19 protein-coding genes are annotated in these 21991 nt (G+C 62.6%); all 19 read left to right on the top strand.

Annotated features, from left to right (window positions below; genetic code table 11):
* The first annotated feature begins 36 nt into the window (after positions 1 to 36).
* The 19 genes from RM533_RS05645 to RM533_RS05555 all read left to right on the top strand — a co-directional run bounded on the left by RM533_RS05645 (position 37) and on the right by RM533_RS05555 (position 21958).
* Entirely contained in the window at positions 37 to 678 is a 642-nt protein-coding gene (locus tag RM533_RS05645) for a DUF4350 domain-containing protein (protein WP_311340239.1), read from the top strand.
* Positions 679 to 1045: 367 nt separating this feature from the next.
* Positions 1046 to 1528, top strand: a complete 483-nt coding sequence (locus RM533_RS05640) for a division/cell wall cluster transcriptional repressor MraZ (protein WP_311340238.1) — start codon at positions 1046 to 1048, stop codon at positions 1526 to 1528.
* On the top strand, positions 1525 to 2496 hold the full coding sequence (rsmH, locus tag RM533_RS05635) for a 16S rRNA (cytosine(1402)-N(4))-methyltransferase RsmH (RefSeq protein ID WP_311340237.1): 972 nt from the start codon (positions 1525 to 1527) through the stop codon (positions 2494 to 2496). Before RM533_RS05640 ends, rsmH begins: the two co-directional genes overlap by 4 nt.
* A complete protein-coding gene (locus tag RM533_RS05630) occupies positions 2493 to 3218 on the top strand; it encodes a hypothetical protein (protein WP_311340236.1) in 726 nt (241 codons plus the stop codon). The genes rsmH and RM533_RS05630 overlap by 4 nt, the downstream gene beginning before the upstream one ends.
* Positions 3219 to 3475: 257 nt before the next feature.
* A complete protein-coding gene (locus RM533_RS05625; protein ID WP_432265040.1) occupies positions 3476 to 5116 on the top strand; it encodes a peptidoglycan D,D-transpeptidase FtsI family protein in 1641 nt (546 codons plus the stop codon).
* Positions 5116 to 6600, top strand: a complete 1485-nt coding sequence (locus RM533_RS05620) for a UDP-N-acetylmuramoyl-L-alanyl-D-glutamate--2,6-diaminopimelate ligase (protein WP_311340235.1) — start codon at positions 5116 to 5118, stop codon at positions 6598 to 6600. The genes RM533_RS05625 and RM533_RS05620 overlap by 1 nt, the downstream gene beginning before the upstream one ends.
* Complete coding sequence (locus tag RM533_RS05615; protein WP_311340234.1) at positions 6597 to 7586, top strand: UDP-N-acetylmuramoyl-tripeptide--D-alanyl-D-alanine ligase; 990 nt, start codon at positions 6597 to 6599, stop codon at positions 7584 to 7586. Before RM533_RS05620 ends, RM533_RS05615 begins: the two co-directional genes overlap by 4 nt.
* A gap of 166 nt (positions 7587 to 7752) precedes the next feature.
* Positions 7753 to 8814, top strand: coding sequence for a phospho-N-acetylmuramoyl-pentapeptide-transferase (gene mraY / locus RM533_RS05610; protein ID WP_311340233.1), 1062 nt, complete (start codon positions 7753 to 7755; stop codon positions 8812 to 8814).
* A gap of 17 nt (positions 8815 to 8831) precedes the next feature.
* Complete coding sequence (gene murD, locus RM533_RS05605; protein ID WP_311340232.1) at positions 8832 to 10205, top strand: UDP-N-acetylmuramoyl-L-alanine--D-glutamate ligase; 1374 nt, start codon at positions 8832 to 8834, stop codon at positions 10203 to 10205.
* On the top strand, positions 10202 to 11452 hold the full coding sequence (locus tag RM533_RS05600) for an FtsW/RodA/SpoVE family cell cycle protein (RefSeq protein ID WP_311340231.1): 1251 nt from the start codon (positions 10202 to 10204) through the stop codon (positions 11450 to 11452). Before murD ends, RM533_RS05600 begins: the two co-directional genes overlap by 4 nt.
* Positions 11449 to 12621 (top strand): undecaprenyldiphospho-muramoylpentapeptide beta-N-acetylglucosaminyltransferase, encoded by a 1173-nt coding sequence (murG, locus tag RM533_RS05595; protein WP_311340230.1) that lies wholly within the window; start codon positions 11449 to 11451, stop codon positions 12619 to 12621. The genes RM533_RS05600 and murG overlap by 4 nt, the downstream gene beginning before the upstream one ends.
* Positions 12618 to 14069 (top strand): UDP-N-acetylmuramate--L-alanine ligase, encoded by a 1452-nt coding sequence (gene murC / locus RM533_RS05590; protein WP_311340229.1) that lies wholly within the window; start codon positions 12618 to 12620, stop codon positions 14067 to 14069. The genes murG and murC overlap by 4 nt, the downstream gene beginning before the upstream one ends.
* A 71-nt stretch (positions 14070 to 14140) precedes the next feature.
* Complete coding sequence (murB, locus tag RM533_RS05585) at positions 14141 to 15040, top strand: UDP-N-acetylmuramate dehydrogenase (protein ID WP_311340411.1); 900 nt, start codon at positions 14141 to 14143, stop codon at positions 15038 to 15040.
* The gene (locus RM533_RS05580; protein WP_311340228.1) at positions 15037 to 15966 is read left to right on the top strand and encodes a cell division protein FtsQ/DivIB; all 930 of its coding nucleotides are present in this window, start codon (positions 15037 to 15039) and stop codon (positions 15964 to 15966) included. The genes murB and RM533_RS05580 overlap by 4 nt, the downstream gene beginning before the upstream one ends.
* A 4-nt stretch (positions 15967 to 15970) precedes the next feature.
* Positions 15971 to 17242 (top strand): cell division protein FtsA, encoded by a 1272-nt coding sequence (gene ftsA / locus RM533_RS05575; RefSeq protein ID WP_311340227.1) that lies wholly within the window; start codon positions 15971 to 15973, stop codon positions 17240 to 17242.
* 142 nt (positions 17243 to 17384) lie between these two features.
* Positions 17385 to 18887 carry a cell division protein FtsZ gene (gene ftsZ, locus RM533_RS05570; protein WP_311340226.1) on the top strand — a complete coding sequence of 501 codons (1503 nt, stop codon included), beginning with the start codon at positions 17385 to 17387 and terminating at the stop codon, positions 18885 to 18887.
* Positions 18888 to 18978: 91 nt separating this feature from the next.
* Positions 18979 to 20448 (top strand): hypothetical protein, encoded by a 1470-nt coding sequence (locus RM533_RS05565; RefSeq protein WP_311340225.1) that lies wholly within the window; start codon positions 18979 to 18981, stop codon positions 20446 to 20448.
* Positions 20449 to 20622: 174 nt separating this feature from the next.
* Positions 20623 to 21132, top strand: a complete 510-nt coding sequence (locus tag RM533_RS05560) for a type III secretion system chaperone family protein (RefSeq protein WP_311340224.1) — start codon at positions 20623 to 20625, stop codon at positions 21130 to 21132.
* Positions 21133 to 21178: 46 nt separating this feature from the next.
* Positions 21179 to 21958: a pyrroline-5-carboxylate reductase family protein gene (locus tag RM533_RS05555; RefSeq protein ID WP_311340410.1), complete on the top strand. Its 780-nt coding sequence runs from the start codon at positions 21179 to 21181 to the stop codon at positions 21956 to 21958.
* The last annotated feature ends 33 nt before the right edge of the window (positions 21959 to 21991 follow it).

The following is a 21991-nucleotide window of genomic DNA, read 5'->3' as shown; positions in this document are numbered from 1 at the left end:
AGCTGCGACAGGGCGCCTGCCGAAGTTGCACCGACAATGGGCAAGACCGCTCTTACGCTGTTCACCAGCCTGCCTGTTTTCTGGGCCGAGGGCGATGTCGCCGAACTTGCTGCCGGCACGGTCGAGGATCATTGGGTCCGGACCGAACTGGAGCGCGATCATGCACTTGTGCCCATCGACACCCTGGAAGATCTCCAGGCGCAGAAAACTCTGCTGATGATACAGCCGCGTGCGCTCACCCCTGTGGAGAATGTCGCGCTTGACCGGTGGGTGCGCAATGGCGGGCAGCTGTTGCTGCTGGTCGATCCGCTGCTGGAGACAGCATCGCGCTATGCTCTAGGCGATCGGCGACGTCCCGAGGGCACGGCCATGCTGTCCCCTATCTTGGCCCGCTGGGGTCTGGAACTGCTGCACGATCAGGATCAGCCGGACACGATGCGAATGGCATCGCTGCCATTTGCTTTGCCGGTCGCTCAAGCCGGTGAACTGCGTCTGACAGGATCTGGGCATGATGCAGCGTGTCGCCTTGAAGGTGGCGGTATCCTGGCACACTGCCGGATTGGTGCCGGCACTGCGATGATCGTTGCCGATGCAGCCATGATGGCCTCGGGCGATGCGCCGCCGCCGCAGGGCGTAGCTGCGCTTTCACAGCTGCTTGACCTGGCTTTTCCTTCCTGAGCACGGGATTTTACGGGACGATGTGTGCAACGGTCGCGCAAGCTGTTTATTTTGCGCGCTGTTTGGACTGACCGATCCATGCTGCTGCCGGCACGTGGGGGGTGGCACGCTGCCCAATAGGTGCCGTTTTGGACCGATTGACCGTAGTTTCCCGTAATTTCCCCTTTCATCCCCGTCAAAGCGAATGTAATACCGTCGCTTCATTGGAACGATGATCCACCGGGCCATAAGGGCAACCCGGGCAGTGTTTTGGCGCTGTCCGGACCGGGGATCTGCGTTCGCAGTTCGGGGATGGGACGTGTCGGCAAGGCCGCACAGCTATAGGGGGCAAGGCTTTTCGCTTCGGGGCGAGAAGGGTCGCTTTGTATTGCCTCCGACGTTCCGCAAGGTTGTTCTTGATTCGTCCCAGAACCAGCGAATCCTCTGCATCGCCAAGCATGAGCGTTGGGATTGCCTGACCGGTTTTGGCCTGTCGCGCATGGACGATCTTGAACACCAGCTCGATCGCGAGGAAGAGCGTGCCCTTCGCATCGGTAGTGATTTCGATCGGGATACCCGGTCAGCGCAGCTTTACGGATTTCTCGAGATTCCTTTCGACGATTCCGGGCGGTTCATCATGCCTGAACATCTGGCCGATCTTGCCCGGATCGATGGTGGGCTGTTCTTCCAGGGCGGCGGCACTTTCTTTACCTTGTGGAACCCGTCCCGGCTCTTTGAAATGCCTGATGACTGGGCTGCCGCCAAGGCAGCGTGCAAGGCGATGATGGCAGATACCGGCAAGCCTGCAAAAAAGCCGGGCCGCGCCAAACCGGGTGCTGGCAGCACTGCCGGACGCGGAGACGCGGGATGAGCATGGCGCATATACCGGTCCTCCTGGACGAAGTGCTTGCTGCACTGGCCCCCTTGCGTGACGCAGTGATCATCGACGGCACGTTTGGCGCCGGCGGCTATTCGCAGGCCTTGCTGGCGGCGGGTGCGCGCGTCCATGGCTTCGACCGCGATCCGCATGCCATTGCCGCTGCCCGCGACTGGCCGCAGGCAGCAGGGGCGAGCCCGCGCCTTGTTCTTCATCCGCGCCGCTTCTCCCAGATGGCGGATGCGATGCAGGCCACCGGCATCGACAAGGTCGATGGAGTCGTGCTCGACGTGGGTGTTTCTTCCATGCAGCTGGACAATGCAGAGCGGGGCTTTGCCTTTTCGCAGGATGGGCCGCTCGACATGCGCATGTCGAGCGAGGGCGAAACGGCAGCCGATTTTCTGAACACCGCAGATGAGGCGGCCATTGCAGATGTGCTTTACCACTATGGAGAAGAGCGCCAGTCACGGCGTGTTGCCCGCGCCATTGTCGTAGCGCGTCCGCTGCACACCACTGCGCAGCTGGCGCAGGTCGTGCGCAAGGCGCTGGGCTTCAACCGCAACGACAGGCGGAGCAATGCACCCAAGGATCCCGCCACGCGCAGCTTTCAGGCAATCCGGATCTACATCAATACCGAACTTGATGAATTGAAGGCCGGCCTGATCGCTGCCGAAGGACTGCTCGTCACCGGTGGCCGGCTTGCCGTGGTCAGCTTCCACAGCCTTGAGGACCGGATCGTCAAGCAGTTCCTGCGGGATGGCTCCAACAGCGGCGCTGCACCATCGCGCCACCTGCCTGCCACCCGGCATGCTTCACCGCCCGCCTTCTCCCGTCCGGCCAAGGCAATCCGGCCGGGGGCAGGGGAACTGGCCCGCAATCCTCGGGCGCGTTCTGCCACTTTGCGCTGCGCGGTGCGCACCGCTGCTCCTGCCCGTACCCACCTTGAAAGGACCTTCGCATGATCAGCCGCAGCCAGTGCCAGACTCTGCTGTGGACAGCGGCCCTGATCGTGATCTCCACGATCTGCTTTGCACTCATGTTGCAGGTCAAGAGCGTCAACAGCCGCATCGTGACGACGGAGCGCGCGATCCTGGCCACGAAGCAGAGTATGCTCGTCCTTGAAACCGAGTTTCAGACGCGCGCGCGTCAGCAGCAGCTGGTTCGCTGGAACGAGGTCGAGTTCGGCTATGTCGCACCCAATGCGGGGCAGTTTTTCGAAACCCGCCAGGAGCTTGCCTCGCTGGGAGTGGTCACGCCGACCCAATCGCCGGACAACGTCATGATGGCAGATGCCGGCGGCAGTGTGGAGCAGATCGGGCCAAGCCCGATCCGCGCTGCGGCACTGTCGGCAACCCCGACTGCCACCCCCGGCGCCACCTTGGCTGCCAATTCAGCTCGGGCAACGCTTCTGTCGCCGTCGCAAGCGACGCAGCGTTCTTCCGCGCCAGCGCCGGCCCGCCTTGCGGTTGCCCAAATGGCGTCCCGTGTTCCGGCAAAGCAGCTTGCTGCGCGCGATGATCGCCCGGTGCGTGCAGCACCGGTGCCGCGGCGCGAGCCAGTGTTGCTCGACCCTGTCAAGCTTGCGCCGCTACCTGCTTCGCAACGGCCCGGACAATCGCCGCGCGCCTTTGCCGAACGCTTCGATCTTGAAGGCGTGCTTGCCGGAGCAGAGGGTGTGAATTGATGGCATCCACGCCATCCACGTTGTTACCGGGCAATTTCAGGCAGGCAGCAGGCGGTCAGGCCGGGACTATGCCGGCCAGGATCATCTCAGGTCGTGCCCTGTCAGACGAGGAAACCACCGGCTCTGCGCAGAAATCCGGTCTCGCTGTGGATCGCAGCAGCAAAGGCGCCCTTGCAGCGGGTCGCATGGGCGCATCTCAGGAGCATCTCCCCGGTGGTGTGCATGGCAGAAGCGGCCGGCGCGCACAGATCCTTGATATGGTGCGTGGCCGCATTGGCTTCGTCATCATCGCAGTCGTGTTATTCACGACCGTGCTGGTCCTGCGCATCGGCATGCTGGGCCTTTACGAAAGCGAGCATCTGCCCAGCAAGGCAGGCAATGTTCTCCTGCCGGACAGAGGTGAAATTACCGATCGTCACGGCGTCCCGCTGGCGCGCGATTTCAAATCCTACGCCTTGTGGTTCAACCCCAAGGCGATGGAAGGTGGTCCGCCGCTCACCCGGTCTGCGGCCGAAGTCGCCCAAGCCTTGGTCGCCATTTTTCCGGAGATGGACGAGGCGGAACTGACGCGCCGGCTCGCGTCGGGCAAGCCAGGGTACTTGCGCCGCCGCATTCTGCCTGCCGATGCAACAAAGGTGTTTGCCATCGGGGAGCCTGCACTCAACCCCCCGCGTGAGCCGAGCCGCTATTATCCGCAGGGCAAGCTTGCTGCGCATGTGCTGGGCTATGTCGCATCCGATGGGCAGGGACGGGTCGGCATGGAGCAGGTGTTCAACGATCAGTTGAGCGATCCGGCCACGCGCGGCGCACCTGTGGCGCTGTCGATCGATGCACGGGTGCAGGCAGCGCTGGAAGACGAGCTGATGCGCGGCATTGGCGAGGCGCAGGCGCTTGGGGCGGCAGGTATCGTGCTGGACGTCGACACTGGCGAGGTGCTTGCGCTTGCGTCCCTTCCATCGTTCGACCCCAACAAGATCGACGGTCGTGGCATGGATCTGATGTTCAACAGGGTAACCAATCAGGTTTACGAACTTGGCTCGACATTCAAGCCGCTCACCATTGCCGCTGCGCTCGATGCTGGCACGATCACCAGCCTTGCGCATCAGTATCCTGCCGGCAGCGGCTTGCGCGTGGGCCGTTTCACGATCCGCGACAGCCACAGCCTCGGCGCATCGCTCAATGTCCCCAAGGCGCTGATGCACTCATCCAATATCGTGACGGCGCGCATCGCGGATGACCTTGGCTCGGCGCGAATGAAGCACAAGATGGAAGAGCTCGGCTTCAACGAGCGCCCCGTCATCGAACTGCCGGCACGCGGTTTTCCCATCTGGCGCAGTGGAGACTGGCCGCGCCTGACGACGATGACGGTGTCGTTCGGCCATGGCATCGCGGTTACGCCGCTGCACCTTGCTGGCGCTTATGCTGCAATGGTGAACGGCGGTATCTGGCGCCCGGCAACGCTGCGCCGGCTGGACGCGCAGGATGTGCCTCAGGGGCGGCGGGTCTTCAGCGAGGCGACCAGCGGCCGCATGCGCCAGATGCTGCGCCTGATCGTGAAAGGCGGAACCGGACGCAGGGCAGAAGCGCCCGGTTTCCGGTTGGGCGGCAAGACCGGCAGTGCGGAAAAGCCCAGCAACGGCGGCTATGCCCGCTCTACGCTGGTCACCACCTTTGCCGCCGCTTTCCCGATGGACAACCCGCGTTACGTGGTGCTGACCATGTTTGACGAGCCCAAGGGAACGCCCGCCACATACTACCAGCGCACCGCCGCATGGAACGCAGCGCCTGCGGTTGGTCGCCTGGTGCCGCGCATCGGTCCTATGCTCGGTGTCTATCCCGACGATAACCTCGACATAGACCTTGCAGACCTTGCCCCGCTGGTCGGGGACATGCACTGATGCGGCTGGCCACCCTTCTTCAAGCCGCTGGCATGGCACCTGTCGGCGACGGTGCCGTGACCGGCTTTGCCATTGATCATCGCAAGGTGTCGGCAGGTTCTGTATTTGGCGCCTTTGTCGGCAACAGCGCCAATGGCGAAGAATTTGTTCCTGCGGCAGTCGCTGCAGGTGCCGTGGCGGTCGTCGCCCGGCCACACGTCAAGGTTGATGGCGCGGTGCACATTGCCGCCCTTCATCCGCGCCGGGCATTTGCACGATTGGCTGCCGGTTTCTTTACGCCTGTACCAGCGACAATCGTTGCGGTGACGGGAACCAATGGCAAGACCTCAACGGTTGAGCTTACCCGGCAGATCTGGCGAATGTGCGGCTTCTCCGCCGCGTCGATTGGCACGCTGGGAGTAACGGCGTTCGACGAATCCACTGCTACGGGGCTGACGACTCCCGATGTTGTCACGTTCCTGTCGAACCTTGCAGGTCTTTCCCGCGAAGGCGTCACCCATGTGGCTTATGAAGCCTCGAGCCATGGTCTGTCGCAGCACCGAAACGAAGGTCCGACCGTCTCGGCTGGCGCCTTCACCAGCTTTTCCCGTGATCACCTCGACTATCATGCAACCATGGAGGATTACTTCGAGGCGAAGATGCGCCTCGTCGATGAGGTGGTTGATCAAAACGGTGCGGTTGTCGTGTGGATGGACGATCCGTACAGCCCCGAGGTAGCGCGGCGGGCGAGGGGCAGGGGATTGCGCCTGTTCGCCGTAGGAGAGAACGGCGACGCCGAGCGCGGCATCCGGCTGCTGTCGCATGCCGCCAGCGCGCTGGGTCAGGATATTACGGTTGCACACGCCGGGCAGGAAATAGCGGTTCGCCTGCCCCTAATCGGGCGATATCAGGCGGCGAATGCCCTGTGTGCGGCCGGTCTTGTGCTGGCGACAGCCGGACCTGATGGTCCTTCAGCCGCACAGGTCTTTGACGCAATGGCGCGGTTGCAGCCGGTTCGTGGCAGGCTGGAGCGTGCAGTAATCTCGCGCACCGGAGCGCCTGTTTATGTCGATTACGCGCACACGCCCGAAGCGTTGATTGCGGTCATGACAACATTGCGCTCACACGTGGAGGGGCGGCTGATCGTCATCTTCGGTGCTGGCGGCGATCGCGATGAAGGCAAGCGCCGGGCGATGGGCGAAGCGGTCGCGCAAATAGCTGACATCGCCATTGTTACAGATGACAATCCGCGCGGTGAGGATCCTGCGGCAATCAGAGCAGCTGTGCTCGAAGGGTTTCACGATACCGACAACGCCGGGGGAAAAGTTGACGAAATTTCTGACCGGCGGGCAGCGATTGCCGCCGCTATCAGCATGGCGGCAGCGGGCGATATCGTCCTTATCGCCGGCAAGGGGCATGAACAGGGCCAGATCGTCGGGCGGGGCGATGCTGCCCGGGTCCACCCGTTCGATGACGTAGCCGTAGCAAGGGAATGTGCAGCATGAATGGCGCCTCAAGGATCATCTCCGGTGTCTTGGCAAGGAATGGCGCCAGGACGTGTCCTGGTCCCATTCCCGCTTCCACGCGGCAGGCGATCATTGCCGGTGCCGGCATTTCAGAACCGAGCGCCTTGTGGGATGCACAGGCAGTTGCCGCCTCGGTGGGCGGGCAGGCGAGCGGCACTTTCGAAGCCGGCAGTGTCGCAATCTCGCCTCAGGAGGTGGAGCAGGGCACGCTTTATTTCGCGCAAGCCGAACTCGATGCGCAGGCTGCCTTCGCCAAAGGTGCGACCGGAATCGTATGCTCGAAACCGGTCGGTGGACCGCACGTGCTGGTGGACGATACAGAACGTGCGCTGGAACGGCTGGCGCGTGCGGCTCGCAACCGCACGCGCGCGACAGTCATTGCCATTCTGGGATTTGGGCGGAACACAGCTCCCGCTTCGCTTGATCAGGCGCTCAAGCTGGCGAGCAAGGGAATGTCTTTTGCCGCCAACACGGAGCAGGGGCTGGATCTGGCGCTCGCCCGGCTGGCAAGCGACAACAGCCATGCGCTTTTCGGCATTGATGACGTAGACAGACCAGCTGTATTGCGCCCGCACCTCCTGATCCTAGGCAGCGCAGCGTCTCGTGCAGGGGGATGCCGGGCGGCATCCGCGCTCCAGCCGGGCGGATCGGCGCTGATGCCGGCTGATCACTCCGATTTTGCCTGCTGGCGCGCTGCAGCGCTCGACGCCGGTGCACAGGTATTCGGCTATGGCCGTAAAGCCAGCGCGGAGATCCGGCTGCTTGATCGTGTGGCAGGGCCGTTCGGCGGTTCGCTGGTTACAGCAGACATGAACGGGCGCAAGCTGTGCTACACGATTGCCGCCGAGGCCGATGCCGCCGCTTCGCTCGCAGTGGTGGGCGCCATGCACATGGCCGGGGCGTCGCCGGGCGCGGCCGCCATGATCCTTGCCGCAGAGGCATTCGGCAATAACGACGCGCCATGACCATCAGGGCTGCGGCACACGTGTTTGGATACCCGGTAAAACGGACGTATCTGCGCTTCACAAACAAGGCGCAGTCCCGCAGGGCGTGCAAACACGCAAGCCCCGCGCGGGATCTTTATCGAACAGGCAGGCGCGTGATTTACAGTGCCACGCCCAGGGAAGCCAGATGCTCTATCTGATTGCCGAATGGCTGAACTTTGCAGGGTTGACCAATCTGGTCCGGTATCAGACGTTCCGCGCCGGCGCTTGTCTGCTGACGGCGCTTGCAATCGGTCTTGTCATCGGCCCCTCGTTCATCAACATGCTGCGCATTCGTCAGGGCCGTGGTCAGCCCATCCGCCTTGATGGGCCACAGACGCATCTGGCCAAGAGAGGCACGCCCACAATGGGCGGGCTGTTGATCATCGTGTCGGTGACCGTGTCGATGCTGTTGTGGATGGATCTTCGGTCTGCGCTGGTGTGGGCCTGCATCGCAGTCACGGTCGGCTTCGGGCTCGTGGGCTTCCTTGATGATTGGGACAAGGTGCGCAAAGCCAGTCATAAAGGAGTTTCGGGCAGGGTTCGCCTGCTGGTGGAGTTCGGCATTGCGGGGCTCGCAGCGTTCCTGATCGTGCGTGACACCAGCCTGTACCTGCCCTTTGTCTCCGCGGCGATTCCGCTCGGGCCGTTTTTCTATGTCTTTGCCGCTTTTGTCATCGTCGGGGCGGGCAATGCGGTGAACCTCACTGACGGGCTGGATGGGCTGGCGATCATGCCCGTCATCATTGCTGCGGGCACGTTTGCGATCATCGCCTATCTCGTAGGACGGGTTGACTATGCAAGCTATCTTGGCATTCCGCATGTTCCGGGCGCCGGTGAACTGGCTATCCTTTGCGCGGCAATCATCGGGGCTGGGCTTGCTTTCCTGTGGTTTAATGCACCTCCGGCGGCTGTCTTCATGGGCGATACAGGTTCGCTGGCGCTTGGTGGAGCATTGGGAACCATCGCAGTCGCCTCTCACCACGAGGTTGTCCTTGCGATCGTCGGTGGATTGTTCGTGCTGGAAGCGGCATCGGTAATCATCCAGGTATTCTGGTTCAAGCGCACGGGAAAACGGGTATTCAGGATGGCTCCGATCCATCATCACTACGAACAGAAGGGCTGGGCGGAATCAACCGTAGTCGTGCGATTCTGGATCGTCGCCATCGTGCTGGCCGTGATCGGCCTGTCCACATTGAAAGTGCGATGACCAGGGCGCCGCTCTCCATGCTTTCGCGCCAAATCTTTGGTGGCCGACGGTACGGTGTTCTGGGTCTTGCCCGCAGCGGTCTTGCAAGCGCTCGGGCGCTGTTGGCCGCTGGCGCCGATGTGCTGGCTTGGGACCGCAATGAAGATGCCAAGCAGATGGCGGTCAAGCTGACGAATGGGGCCATAAAGATCGGTGCGCTGACCAGCGAAGCCGTCGCCGGTTTCGACGGGATCATCGTGTCGCCCGGTGTTCCGCTCAACAGCCACCCCATCGGCGCAATAGCGGATGCGGCAGGCGTTCCTGTCATCGGGGATATCGAGCTTTTCGCGCAGGCACGGAGCGGATTGCCCGCGCACAAGGTCATCGGCATTACCGGCACCAACGGCAAGTCGACCACGACCGCGCTGGTCCATCACATATTGGCAGAGGCAGGGATTGCAACGCGCATGGGCGGCAACATCGGGTTGCCCGTGCTTGCAGGTGACCCGCTGGACAAGGGCGGTATCTACGTTCTGGAACTGTCAAGCTATCAGCTTGACATCACCCGGTCGCTGAATTGCGAAGCGGCAGCGCTGCTCAATATCACGCCTGACCATCTTGACCGGTACGATGCGGATTTCGAAGCTTATGCTGCTGCGAAGGCCAGCATCTTCAAGATGCAGGACCCTGCGCAGATTGCGGTGGTCGACAAAGGCAGTTTCGATCGGGTCGCGCCAGTCAACGCTGTGCTTGCCGGGCGAGCGCCTGTCCTGATCGAGGATGTGAGCCTACCGGGTCATCAGGAAGACTGGCCTGCACTGCAGGGTCCGCATAATCTTGCCAATGCTGCGGCGGCGGCGGCGCTGGCAAGGGCGATCGGCGTGGATGACCACGATATTGCGGCGGCATTGCATAGTTTCAGGGGCCTGCCGCACCGGATGGAGCGGGTGCAGGATATTGGCGGAATAACTTTCATCAACGACAGCAAGGCAACCAACCCTGCGTCAAGCGCGCCGGCACTGGCAGCATTTCCTCCGGGCCGACATCCGCGAATCCACTGGATTCTCGGCGGGCTTGCCAAAGGTGATGATCTGGGGGAATGCGCGGCGTGGTTGCCGCATGTGGCAGCGGCTTACACGATTGGCGAAGCAGGGGACATGTTCGCAAGATTGCTGGACGGTATAGTGCCTGTCGTGCGGGCAGAAATGCTGGGCGAGGCGGTGCGTGCCGCAGCCCTTGCTGCTGCGCCCGGCGATGTGGTTCTCCTGTCACCCGCATGTGCCAGCTTCGACCAGTTCCGCGATTATGAAAAACGCGGCTTGTGCTTTACTCAACTTGTCGCCGCACTCGCTCAGGAACGACAGCACAATCGTCAGGCAGAACGCCGGCTGTGGCGGGGACGCCGGACATGATCGTCACGCCTCATTTTGGAAGCGGTCACTTCGAAAGTGGCAATTTCGAACCTGGCGTGGGCGGGGTCCATGTCGTCAACCGATCGGCCCGCTACCGGCAGGGACGCCGCCGTGCCCTCGCTGTCTGGTGGCGCGAAATAGATCGGGTGCTGCTTGGCATCGTAGCTGCCCTCATGCTTCTGGGAGTTGTCGGGGTTGCGGCCGGTTCGGCGGCCAGCGCCCGACGCCTCTCTACTGCGGCAACGCGTCTGCCGGACCTGTATTTCTTCTGGCCACACATCGTCTGGCTGTTGCTGGGAACCTGCGTCATGCTGGCAGTGTCGATGATGCAACGCGAGACGGTGCGCCGCTTTTCCATTCTGCTTACCGCTGCGATGCTGGTGCTGCTGGTGCTTGTTCCATTCGTCGGAGTGGAAGTGAATGGCGCCAGACGGTGGATCAATCTGGGTTTTTCGTTTCAGCCCAGTGAGTTCTACAAGCCTGCCTGTGCAATCACCTTGGCATGGCTATTGTCCTGGAAGGTGCGTGACCCGTCGCTGCCCGTGATGAGCATTTCGGCCGTATTGCTCGCCATTGGCGTGGTCTTGCTGATGCTGCAGCCTGATTTTGGTGCCGCCATGCTTCTGTGCGGCATGTGGATCGTTCTGGTGATCGGCGCCGGCCTCGCTGTCCGCTACATAGCCATGGCCGTAGGTGCCATCATGGCGATCGTTGTTGCCGCGTATTTCTTCTACGACAATGCCCGGCACCGGATCGATGCGTTCATCGGCGGGGGGGAAGCATACAGCCAGGTCGATCTGGCGCGTCGCACATTGCTGTCGGGCGGCTGGACCGGCCGCGGCCTGTGGATGGGAGAACGGAAGAATTCACTGCCAGAGGCGCACACTGACTACATACTGTCTGTCATCGGAGAGGAATTCGGGCTGGTTGCGGTCGCGTTGATCGTGCTGCTGTTCGGAGCTCTGGTGCTGCGCGTGCTACGGCGTGTGCGCCAGGCAGAGGACATGTTCACCATGCTTGCGGGAACCGGTCTTGCAGCCTTGCTGGGCGGTCAGGCGTTCATCAACATCGCTGTCAATCTGCAGCTTTTCCCCTCCAAGGGCATGACCCTGCCGCTTATCAGCTATGGCGGTTCTTCCATGATCGCACTTTGCCTCACCACCGGGATGATGCTGGTCATGACGCGGCGCAATCCGTTTCTGGCGCGAGACGGATTCCACGCCATGCAGGCGCGGCCACGCAGATGAGCGCTGTTGTGCGTCACTACCTGCTCGCCGCAGGCGGGACAGGAGGGCACCTGTTGCCAGCCTTCGCGCTTGCCTCGGAATTGCTCGCGCGAGGTCACAAGGTGGCCTTGGTCACGGACGCGCGCGGTGCACGCATCCCCGGGGTGCCCGACGGCGTTGATGTGCACCTGCTTCCTGCCGGGCGGATGGACGGATCTTTCATGGACCGGTTGCGTGCCTTAAACGCGATCCGCACTGGCCGCCGGCTGGCGCTTTCGCTGCTGCGCCAGTACCGGCCATCCACGGTTGTCGGTTTTGGTGGCTATCCGGCCTTGCCCGCACTGTTGGCCGCCCAGACAGCACGTGTGCCTTACGTCATACACGAACAGAACGCAGTCATCGGGCGCGTCAACCGTTTGCTCGCCGCGCGATCCTATGCCGTGGCCACTGCTTACGGGAAAGTCGATCGCATGCCTGCTGCTGCCCGGGCCAAGGTGCGGCAGGTCGGCAATCCCGTGCGCGAGCCTGTGCTCGCCTTGCGCGATCAGCCGTTCCCGCCCTATCGCGGCGGCGGGTCGCTGCGTCTGCTGGTGACGGGCGGCAGTCAGGGCGCGCGCGTTCTGTCGCAAGTCGTGCCTGCTGGTCTGGCAATGCTGCCGCTCGCTGTGCGCGCGCAGCTTCATGTCACGCAGCAGTGCCGGCCTGAAGACATCGATGAGGTTCGTGCGCAATATGCCCGCCATGATATCAGCGCGGATCTGGCGACCTATTTTGAAAATATGGCGCAGAGATTAGCCGATGCGCATCTGTTCATTGGCCGCGCAGGGGCGTCGACCATCGCTGAACTGACGGCAGTGGGACGCCCCTCGATACTCATCCCGCTTCCCATCGCAACCAACGATCATCAAACTGCGAATGCCCGCGAACTGGTGGAGGCCGGCGGTGCTGTTGCCATGGCGCAGCGTGATTTCACGGCTGCGGCGCTGGCGCGGCAGGTCGAGGCGTTTGCACGGGATGGTTCGGCACTCGCCCATGCCGCGCATCAGGCCTGGAATTGTGGTCAGCCCGATGCTGCGAAGGATCTGGCGGATCTGGTCGAAAGCACAGGCGGCGCTCCGTTGATGGACGTCATCCGCCTGCAGCAGCAGGACGCCGTTGCAATCGGCATCAGGCGGGGCGTGCGCGCATGACGCGCGTTGGCATCGACATCGGCACGATCCATTTTGCCGGTATCGGCGGGATCGGCATGTCCGGCATCGCCGAGGTCATGCACAATCTGGGCTACAAGGTGCAAGGGTCCGACATTGCCGACAGTCCGGTGATCGAAAGCCTGCGCGCGCGGGGCATCAGGATCATGATCGGGCAGCAGGCGCAGAATGTCGAAGGTGTCGCGGTGCTTGTGACCTCGACAGCAATCCGCCGGGACAACCCCGAAGTGGTTGCGGCCATTGATCAACGCATCCCGGTGGTGCGTCGTGCTGAAATGCTGGCCGAACTGATGCGGCTGAAGCGCACTGTCGCCGTCGCCGGAACACATGGGAAAACCACCACCACATCGATGATTGCAGCGGTCCTGGACGCAGGCGGCATCGATCCTACCGTCATCAATGGCGGCATCATCAACAGCTATGGATCCAACGCAAGGGTTGGTGAAAGCGACTGGATGGTGGTCGAAGCCGACGAGAGCGACGGCAGTTTCCTGCGGCTTGACGGCACGATCGCGGTTGTGACCAACATCGATCCTGAACATCTCGATCATTATGGCAGCTTCGACAAGGTCCGGAATGCCTTCGTGGAATTTGTGGAGAACGTCCCGTTTTACGGCGCTGCCATCCTGTGTCTTGACCATGCCGAGGTGCAGGCAATCCTTCCACGTATCCGGGACCGGCGGACCGTGACTTATGGCTTCTCTGCCCAGGCCGACGTGAGGGCAGAGAACGTCACGCCGGTGCCGGGCGGCAACCAGTTTGATGTGGTGATACGCAACCGGGATGGATCCACTGACCGGATCGCCGCCATTCACCTCCCCATGCCTGGCCGCCACAACGTGCAAAATGCGCTGGCCGCTGCCGCCGTAGCGGTGGAAATGCAATGTTCCTTTGCTACCATAAAGGACGGATTTGCCCGCTTTGGCGGCGTGCGCAGGCGCTTTACGAAGGCGGGGGAGATTGCCACGGCAGGCTCGCCAGTCGCGGTAATCGACGATTATGGCCATCATCCGGTGGAAATCCGGGCGGTTCTGTCAGCTGCGCGCGAAGGCGTACAAGGCAGGGTTATCGCCGTAGCGCAGCCCCATCGCTATACGCGCCTGCGCGATCATCTGGAAGAGTTTCAAAGCGCATTCAACGATGCCGATGTTGTCTTTGTCACTCCTGTCTACGCCGCCGGAGAAGATCCGATCGCTGGTGTTGACGCCGCAGCCCTGGTCGCAGGTTTGAAAGCGAGAGGACACAGGCACGCTGCCTGTGTCGATGATCTCGAGATGCTGACCTTGCAACTGCAGAATCTTGTCGCACCCGGTGACGTGGTCGTCTGCCTGGGCGCCGGGGACATCACTCGCTGGGCAGCGCAGCTTGCAGATTTGGTAAACGCCTCTTCAACAGCCAGCAGCAGCAGCGGACTGGCCGGAGCTGCATGATGGCAGGTGTGGTTACTCATCGCGACGAAGTGCTTGAGGTGGCGTTGCGCCACGGCAACGTTGTCTTGCCCATGCCGCGCGGCACCATCACGCTGGATGCGCCACTTGCACGGTCGACCTGGTTCAAGACAGGCGGGCCCGCTGACGTGCTGTTTGCACCTGCCGATGCCGATGATCTTGGACAGTTTCTGGCCGCCTTGCCAGACTGGGTGCCAATCATGACACTTGGCCTTGGGTCCAATCTGGTGGTGCGCGATGGCGGCGTCGAAGGCGTCGTCGTGCAACTTGGCAAGCAATTTGCTTCGATTGTGCAGACAGACGCGACCACGCTGCGCTTGGGCGGCGCAACCAGCGGCATCCGCGCCGCAAGCCATGCGCGCGACGCAGGTTTGGCAGGCTTGGAGTTCCTGCGCGGCATTCCCGGTACGGTAGGGGGCTTCATCCGAATGAACGGCGGTGCCTACGGCCGGGAAACGGCAGACATCCTGCGCGAATGTGCGGTCATGCTGCGCAATGGGCGGCAGCAGGTCATATCGGCCGAGGCAATGCAGTTTTCCTACCGGCACAGCGCCCTGCCGGGTGACGCCATCGTGCTGTCCGGCGTTTTTACCGGCACGCCGGGCGATCCTCAGGCGATCGGCGCACGCATGGATGAAATCGCTCGACAGCGCGAAGAGAGCCAGCCGCTGCGCACCAGAACCGGAGGATCCACCTTCAAAAACCCTCCAGGACAGAAGGCATGGGCCCTGATCGATGCGGCTGGATGTCGTGGTCTCGCGGTAGGCGCGGCGCAGGTGAGCGAAAAGCACACCAATTTCCTTGTCAACACCGGTGGTGCGACCAGCCGTGACATCGAGATGCTTGGCGAGGAAGTCCGCCGTCGGGTGCATGCGCACAGCGGGATCCTGCTCGAATGGGAAATTGCCCGCATCGGCCGCTTTGCCGGCGATCCGGTGGAGCCTGCTGCATGAACGCGGCGGTGCGCAGCAAGAGCAGTCGTCGCGGGGGTGCGACTGCGGGCAAGGCGCGGCGTCAGCGTGGCGGTCGTGGCAAGGCAGGCGGCACGATGGTTCGGCTGATGGCGTCGCTGCCGGTATCCGAACACGGTCTGCAACGTATGTTCCAGACGCTGATCCTGATTGCTGTAGTGCTGGCGCTGTGGGGACTGGCGATAGCTGCGGGCGTTCCGCAAATGTTGCGCGAACACACTGCAAGCGCTGCTGCGCAAGCAGGGCTGATCGTGCGCCGCGTCGATGTACGCGGCGTCGAGCGCATGGACGAACAGGCGATCTATGCTGCCGTGATTGCCGCACGCGAAACACCGATGCCGTTGCTCGATCTTACCGTCATTCGCTCCAGTCTGGTAAAGATGCCGTGGGTAAGGGAAGCGCGCGTATCGCGCCAGTTGCCCGATACGCTCGTCATCGATGTGGTGGAGCGAACGCCCCATGCAGTGCTGAGGCGTGGGCGGGATCATGTGCTGATTGACCGCGACGGACATCAGCTCGAACTTGTCGATCGCCCCCGTGCCGGCACGATGCTGGTGCTGTCAGGCGATGGCGCTGAAAGACGGGTGGCCGACCTGTCGCGTCTGCTCGACCTCGCACCGGCGCTGAAGCGCATCGTCCGTGAAGCGGAGTGGATCGGCAACCGCCGATGGAATCTCACCTTTGCGACCGGGCAGATCATTGCCTTGCCCGAAGGCTCGGCCGAAGCATCGCAGGCGCTGGTTTCATTCGCGCGCATGAACGAAGCCAATCGTCTGCTGGGCGGAAAGGTTGCGGTGTTCGACATGCGGGCTTCTGACCGTATGTATCTGCGGGTGCCGGGACATGCGGATGAGCAGGCCGTGCTGGCCGCAGAGCGCAAGCGCGCTGCTCAACAGGCAGGAGGCTGAACCTGTGGCGACACCGCGCATCGAAAAGATATTTGCTGCAATCAACATCGGCAGTTTTCGTATTTCCGCAATGATTGCAGGGATGTCGACAGATGGTGAGATGATCGTCCTTGGCTCGGGCCACCGCGCGGCCGAGGGGATCAGCAGGGGCTATGTCACTGATCGGAACGCGGCAAGCTACGCCCTGCGCGACGCGATAGAACGTGCCGAACGCGCTGCCGATACGCAGGTGAACTCGGTGTGGATCGGCTGCACGAACGTGGGTTTGCAAAGCACCATTCGCGACATTGAGCTCAACATCGGTGGCCGCAGGATCGAGCAGGAGGACGTCGACGAACTTCTGGCATTGGCGCGCGATGATGTCCTTCCGACAGGCGCTGCTGACCAAAGGTTCGTGCTGCATGCGCACCCCACGTTCTATACACTTGACGGTGCCGAGGGTGTGGTCGATCCGGTCGGCCTCCATGCCGACACTCTTTCCGTCGCAATCCATGTCATGGATGCACAGGGCGGTCCGTTGCGCAATCTGATGGAAGCGGTGCAAAGCGCGCACCTCGATGTGGAAGGCATGGTCGGCGGTGCGCTGGCGACTGGCCGGGCCTGCCTGTTCGAGGAAGAGAGCGAGCTTGGCGTTGCCGTCATCGATTTCGGCGCGGAAATCACGCAGGTTTCCGTTCATGCAGGCGGCATGCTCGTTGGCGTAGATGTCCTGCCTTATGGCTCCAACGACATTACCGACGCAATTGCATCTTCGTTCGGGATTCGCCGCGCGCAGGCGGAGCGCATGAAATGCGTGCATGGCTCTGCCATCGCCAGCCCTGCCGATTATCGCGAATCCATTCCGCTCGACGCCGATTCGTCTGCGCCTGAAAACATGGTGCCGCGTGCCGAGCTGGTTTCGATCATTGCCGGAGAACTCGATCGCTGGACCGATGAGATCACCCGTGCATTGAAGGAACTGGGCTTCTCCCTTGGCCACAAGGGATCGGGCAGGCAGATCGTGCTGACAGGCGGCGGCGCCGAGTTGAGCGGACTTGCCGACCATGTGCAGCAGGCTCTGGGCCGACCGGTGCGGATCGGGCGACCGCCAGCGATGAAGGGCCTCCCCGAAGCGCACGCCACGCCGGGCTTTGCGGTTCTTTCAGGCCTGGTGCTGCATGCCGCGGCGAATCCGTCCGACATCAGATCGCCCGCGCCTGGTCGGCAGGAACATGGCGCCGCAGGCAGAATGAAGCTCGCATCAAGGCTGATGCGTGCGGTGCGGGAGTATTTCTGACCCGCGGCGCAAGCCTGCCTTGCTGCAAACGCAGGAAGCATGTGGAAATGTCGATTTAATCTTTGCCCCCGGTTTTCGTTCTGTGCCAGAAGCGCACGGGGAACAGGGGAACGCATATCGCAGCACCTTCTCGGAGACTTTCATGAGCATCAATATCGGTCCCCCAGCGGTCGAGGAACTGCGCCCACGCATCCTGGTCATTGGCGTCGGCGGGGCGGGCAACAACGCGATCGCCAACATGATTCGGTCCGACATCGAGGGCGTTGATTTCGTCGTGGTGAACACTGACGCGCAGGCGCTTAACAGCGCCACGGCGGAAGACCGCATCCAGCTTGGGCCCGAGATCACGCAGGGCCTTGGTGCAGGTGCCCGCCCCGAGGTCGGCCGCGCGGCGGCTGAGGAAACGATCGACGAAATAGAGCGCATGCTGGATGGCGTCCACATGTGCTTCATTGCAGCCGGCATGGGTGGCGGCACCGGCACCGGCGCAGCGCCAGTCATCGCCAAAGCGGCGCGGGACAAGGGCGTGCTGACGGTAGGTGTCGTCACCAAGCCGTTCATGTTCGAAGGCAGCCGGCGGATGCGCACCGCCGAAAGCGGTATCGAGGAGTTGCAGAAAACCGTCGACACGCTGATCGTCATTCCCAATCAGAACCTTTTTCTTGTCGCCAGCCCCGATACGACTTTCAAGGAGGCGTTTCAGCTTGCTGACGAAGTTTTGCAGCAAGGTGTGCGCTCGATCACCGATCTCATGGTCATGCCGGGCCTTATCAACCTCGACTTTGCCGATGTGCGATCCGTCATGGGCGAGATGGGCAAGGCAATGATGGGAACAGGCGAGGGCGAAGGCGACAATCGCGCGCTGGACGCAGCGGAGAAAGCCATTGCGAACCCCCTGCTCGATGGCGTGTCGATGAAGGGCGCCAAGGGTGTGATCGTCTCCATCATCGGTGGCGAGGACATGAAGCTCATGGAAGTCGACGAGGCGGCAAATCACATCCGCGACCTCGTTGACCCCGATGCCAACATCATCTGGGGTTCTGCGTTCAACCCCGATCTTGAAGGCCGAATCCGTGTCTCTGTCGTTGCAACTGGTATCGACCATGTCGCGCAAGCGCCACAGGCAGCGGCAAGTGTTTTTTCTCCAGGCTCGGGGCGTGCTCCTGCCCGGACAGCGGGGCAAGGCCATCTTGCCGGCATCAGTGCCGGTACGGTCGCGCCGGCAACGGCACACGACCATGCAGCCGATGACGCGGTGCATGGCGGCTGGAAGGATCCCGCGACACAGATCCCGGTACGACCTGATCGGGATGCGTCGGCAGCCATGTCGCACCCTCCTGCCGATGCGGCAGACGATGAATTGCTGCTTGGCGGGATGGAGGAGTTGCCGGTCGAGCCTCCCGTGCAGCTGACGGCGCCTGAAGTCTCGGGGCCGGCAGGCACACCCGCTGTGCGCAGTGCAGACATTGCGTCGCGCGGCCCTGCAACACCGCCCCGCCTGTCGGGCGGTGGCAGCACATTGTTCGAAAGGATGGCCAATCTTTCCCGTAGCCGCGGCGAGACCGAAACTGCCGATGAAGATGATGACGATGCCGACCGTTCCACGATCAGCCTGCCGCGGTTCCTCGGGCGCAACGGGCGGTAAGCGCCGGCACCTGGTTGCTGCCTGCGCCTTGTTGGCAGCAGCAGGGGCGATTTCTGGCATCTGGGTGCCGCAGCCTGCCGCCGCGGTCCCCGTGGTTCAGCCGCTGCCTGGCCCGGACGCGCAGGCGTTCGCGCGCGCCCGCGCCAGGCTGCAGAGTGATCCCGCCAACCCGGCTGCATTGCGTGAGGCTGCCGTGTTGGCGGTGCGGCTGGGTCATTACGAGCTGGCGCGGCAATATGTTGCGCAGGCAGCAACCGTCATGCCGTCCGACCCGGTAATGAGTGCGGTCGAGGCAGCGCTGATGGTGCAGGAGGGCGCGGCGGACCGGGCGATCGCCATGTTCACAGCCGCGCAGCGCGCCGGCGCCATGATTGATACGCTGGCAGCCGATCGGGCGCTGGCTTACGATCTCATCGGAGATCAGCCATCAGCAGCGCATTATTACGATCTGGCTCACCGTCAACTGCCGGTGACCAGTTCCCGTGCCGTAAGCCATGCAGCAAGCGAGTTGATCCGCCGTCATGCCCTCAGTCTGACAATCGGCGGAAATCGTGCAGAGGCCGACGCGTTGTTGCGCCCGCTGCTCGATGCGCAGGATCTTGCCGCCTGGCGCACACGCGCTTTCATTCTGGCAATCGACAATCAGGCAGAGCAGGCCGAAGCGCTCCTGCATCTGGTGCTTCCCGAGGAATTGGCGAGCGGGCTTGCGCCTTACATGCAGACGATGAAGCGGCTTACACGGGCACAACAGGCGGCGGCGGCAAATCTTGGAATGTTTCCCCAGCTTGGCGACCTGCCACAGACAGGAGAGGTCCGGCTTGCCGGGCGCGGGCGTACCGCTCCGGCGCCAGGCGCTGGTCCGGTGGCAAGTTCAGTTGCTGGCGCAATAACCAGTCCTGTCTCTGCACGCCGTCCGGATCGGTCGGGAACACGTGTCAGTGCTGCACAGGCTGCGCGTGACGCAGCCTTCGCGACCCGGACACGCGAAGCGCGCACGGGTCCAGCGGCGCCGGCTGCAGCAGTACCGATATCGACACCTCCACCAGCCCCGCCGCCTGCGCCGGTGCCTGCGTCGCCGTCTGCGCCGGCTGTAACAGCCACCACCGCGCCTCAGCCACGGGATGCCTCGCAGGTGCGACAACAGCCGGCACCCGTACAGCAGCCGTTGGAAGTGGAGCCTCGCGAAATCCTGCCGATGGCTGCCCCCACGCAATTGGCTTTGGCAACGACGCCGGCGCCGACGATTGCATCGCCGCCTGATGCGACGCCTGTTCGTGCGGGCTTGACGCAGGAACGGATCTGGGTTCAGCTGGGTACTGGCACAGACCTGGAAGCACTTCTTTTCGGCTGGCAGAACTACAAGCGTCTGTCCGGCCTCACCTTGCTGCGGCGCGATCCTTTCCTTGCACCGTCCGGCGCGGAGCGGCGGCTGCTGACCGGACCTTATCCCGACACCGGCAGCGCTTTGCGGGCTGTGGCCGCGTTGCAGGAATCGGGGCTCAATGCCTTTGTCTGGAGCAACCCGCCGGATCAGGTCGTCCAACCTCTGCCTGTGCCGTAAACCGCGCATCGACTGCTTGTTTGCGCCCTGCTTCGGGCGGGCGCTTTTCCACAAGCTGTCAACAGCGGGGTTCATCTGTCCACAAAATCGGGCGATACATTGGTTGCCGGGTTCCTTGTGAACAGGCACGGGGGGCAGGCGGGATGTTCCTGCACCGCAGCTGAAGGATCCTAAATGATGATGACAGGAGAACGCCGCATGCTTCAAGAAGAGGATCTGGCTCCTGTCGAAATGCTGGTGTCCCTGTTCGAAGCACGGGACTGGCCTTATGAACTCATCGGCGAGGACGAGATCAGCGGCGAGGTGCGCGGCGCCTGGACCAAGTATCAGCTGCGGGCGATCTGGCGGCAGGAAGACAAGGTATTGCAGTTGCTGTGTCTGCCCGACGTGCGGGTGGCCGACGCAAAAAGGGTCGCCATTTTCGAGCTGATGACGCTGGTAAACGAACAATTGTGGCTTGGACATTTCGATATCTGGTCCAACGGATCGGTCCTGCTGTACCGTCATGGCCTGATGCTGGGTGATGATGGCCTGCTCAGCCTGTCCCAGGCGCAGACCGCGGTCGAGGTGGCGGTGGAAGAATGCGACCGCTTCTATCCTGCCTTCCAGTTTGTGTTGTGGGGTGACAAGAACCCGCAGGACGCGCTTGATGCTGCTCTTGTCGATGCTGCCGGAGAAGCCTGAGATGAATGATGCAACATTGAACAGGCCGGCCGGCCGGCCTGCACGCATGCTGCTGGTCGGGTGCGGCAATATGGCAGGCGCAATGCTCGACGGGTGGCTTGCCGCGGGGCTGGACTCACAGATGTTCACTATCGTTGATCCCTATCGGAAAGCCGCGCCCGGCGGCGTGCGTCTCCTCAAGACCCTCCCTGATGAAGCGTTCGACATGGTGATGCTGGGGATCAAACCCCAGATGCTGAAGGACGCCGCGCCCCGTATCAGGCCTCTTGCCGGCAGCGATACGATCGTGCTTTCGATCCTCGCCGGGACGATGCTGGCAACTCTCGATGGCTTTTTTCCGGAGGCGCGTGCCATCGTGCGGGTAATGCCCAATTTGTCTGCACGCCTTGGCAAATCGCCCATCGCGCTGGTATCTGCTGACATCAACGAGCGTGAGCGCAGCCAAGTCGATGCAATGGCGGCTCCACTGGGTACGCTGGAGTGGCTGCCCGATGAAAGCCTGTTTGATCTTGTTACCGCTTTGGCAGGTTCGGGTCCCGGCTTTGTCTATCGCTTTATCGATGCGCTCGCTGCGGCCGCTGCGACCTTGGGTTTGCCGCGTGAGCAGGCTGACAGGTTGGCGCTGGCGACGGTGAACGGGTCAGCGCAGCTGGCAGCGGAAAGCGCCCATTCGCCTGCGGATCTGGCGCGGCAGGTGGCTTCGCCCGGCGGTGTTACACAGGCAGGGCTGGATACACTTGATGACGATGACGCGCTGCTGCGTTTGATGACCCGTACCTTGGCAAATGCGCGCGACCGCAGTGCGCAGATGGCACGGGACATGTGATGATGGTCTGAACCGATCGTTGATCCAGACGCG

The organism is Croceicoccus esteveae (assembly GCF_031846435.1).
Lineage (GTDB): Bacteria > Pseudomonadota > Alphaproteobacteria > Sphingomonadales > Sphingomonadaceae > Croceicoccus > Croceicoccus esteveae.
Note: the sequence above shows the minus strand (reverse complement) of the source record. Positions and strands in the feature narration are given on the sequence as shown.

Excerpts from the sequence above, each read along its gene's own strand:
- ftsZ (WP_311340226.1), top strand. The coding sequence starts at position 17,385 with ATGAGCATCAATATCGGTCCCCCAGCGGTCGAGGAACTGCGCCCACGC.
- murB (WP_311340411.1), top strand. The coding sequence starts at position 14,141 with ATGCCGCGCGGCACCATCACGCTGGATGCGCCACTTGCACGGTCGACC.
- RM533_RS05555 (WP_311340410.1), top strand. The coding sequence starts at position 21,179 with ATGCTGCTGGTCGGGTGCGGCAATATGGCAGGCGCAATGCTCGACGGG.
- RM533_RS05560 (WP_311340224.1), top strand. The coding sequence starts at position 20,623 with ATGATGATGACAGGAGAACGCCGCATGCTTCAAGAAGAGGATCTGGCT.
- rsmH (WP_311340237.1), top strand. The coding sequence starts at position 1,525 with ATGAGCATGGCGCATATACCGGTCCTCCTGGACGAAGTGCTTGCTGCA.
- murG (WP_311340230.1), top strand. The coding sequence starts at position 11,449 with ATGAGCGCTGTTGTGCGTCACTACCTGCTCGCCGCAGGCGGGACAGGA.
- RM533_RS05580 (WP_311340228.1), top strand. The coding sequence starts at position 15,037 with ATGAACGCGGCGGTGCGCAGCAAGAGCAGTCGTCGCGGGGGTGCGACT.
- RM533_RS05645 (WP_311340239.1), top strand. The coding sequence starts at position 37 with ATGGGCAAGACCGCTCTTACGCTGTTCACCAGCCTGCCTGTTTTCTGG.
- RM533_RS05615 (WP_311340234.1), top strand. The coding sequence starts at position 6,597 with ATGAATGGCGCCTCAAGGATCATCTCCGGTGTCTTGGCAAGGAATGGC.
- RM533_RS05600 (WP_311340231.1), top strand. The coding sequence starts at position 10,202 with ATGATCGTCACGCCTCATTTTGGAAGCGGTCACTTCGAAAGTGGCAAT.
- murC (WP_311340229.1), top strand. The coding sequence starts at position 12,618 with ATGACGCGCGTTGGCATCGACATCGGCACGATCCATTTTGCCGGTATC.
- RM533_RS05620 (WP_311340235.1), top strand. The coding sequence starts at position 5,116 with ATGCGGCTGGCCACCCTTCTTCAAGCCGCTGGCATGGCACCTGTCGGC.
- mraY (WP_311340233.1), top strand. The coding sequence starts at position 7,753 with ATGCTCTATCTGATTGCCGAATGGCTGAACTTTGCAGGGTTGACCAAT.
- RM533_RS05625 (WP_432265040.1), top strand. The coding sequence starts at position 3,476 with ATGGTGCGTGGCCGCATTGGCTTCGTCATCATCGCAGTCGTGTTATTC.
- murD (WP_311340232.1), top strand. The coding sequence starts at position 8,832 with ATGCTTTCGCGCCAAATCTTTGGTGGCCGACGGTACGGTGTTCTGGGT.
- RM533_RS05630 (WP_311340236.1), top strand. The coding sequence starts at position 2,493 with ATGATCAGCCGCAGCCAGTGCCAGACTCTGCTGTGGACAGCGGCCCTG.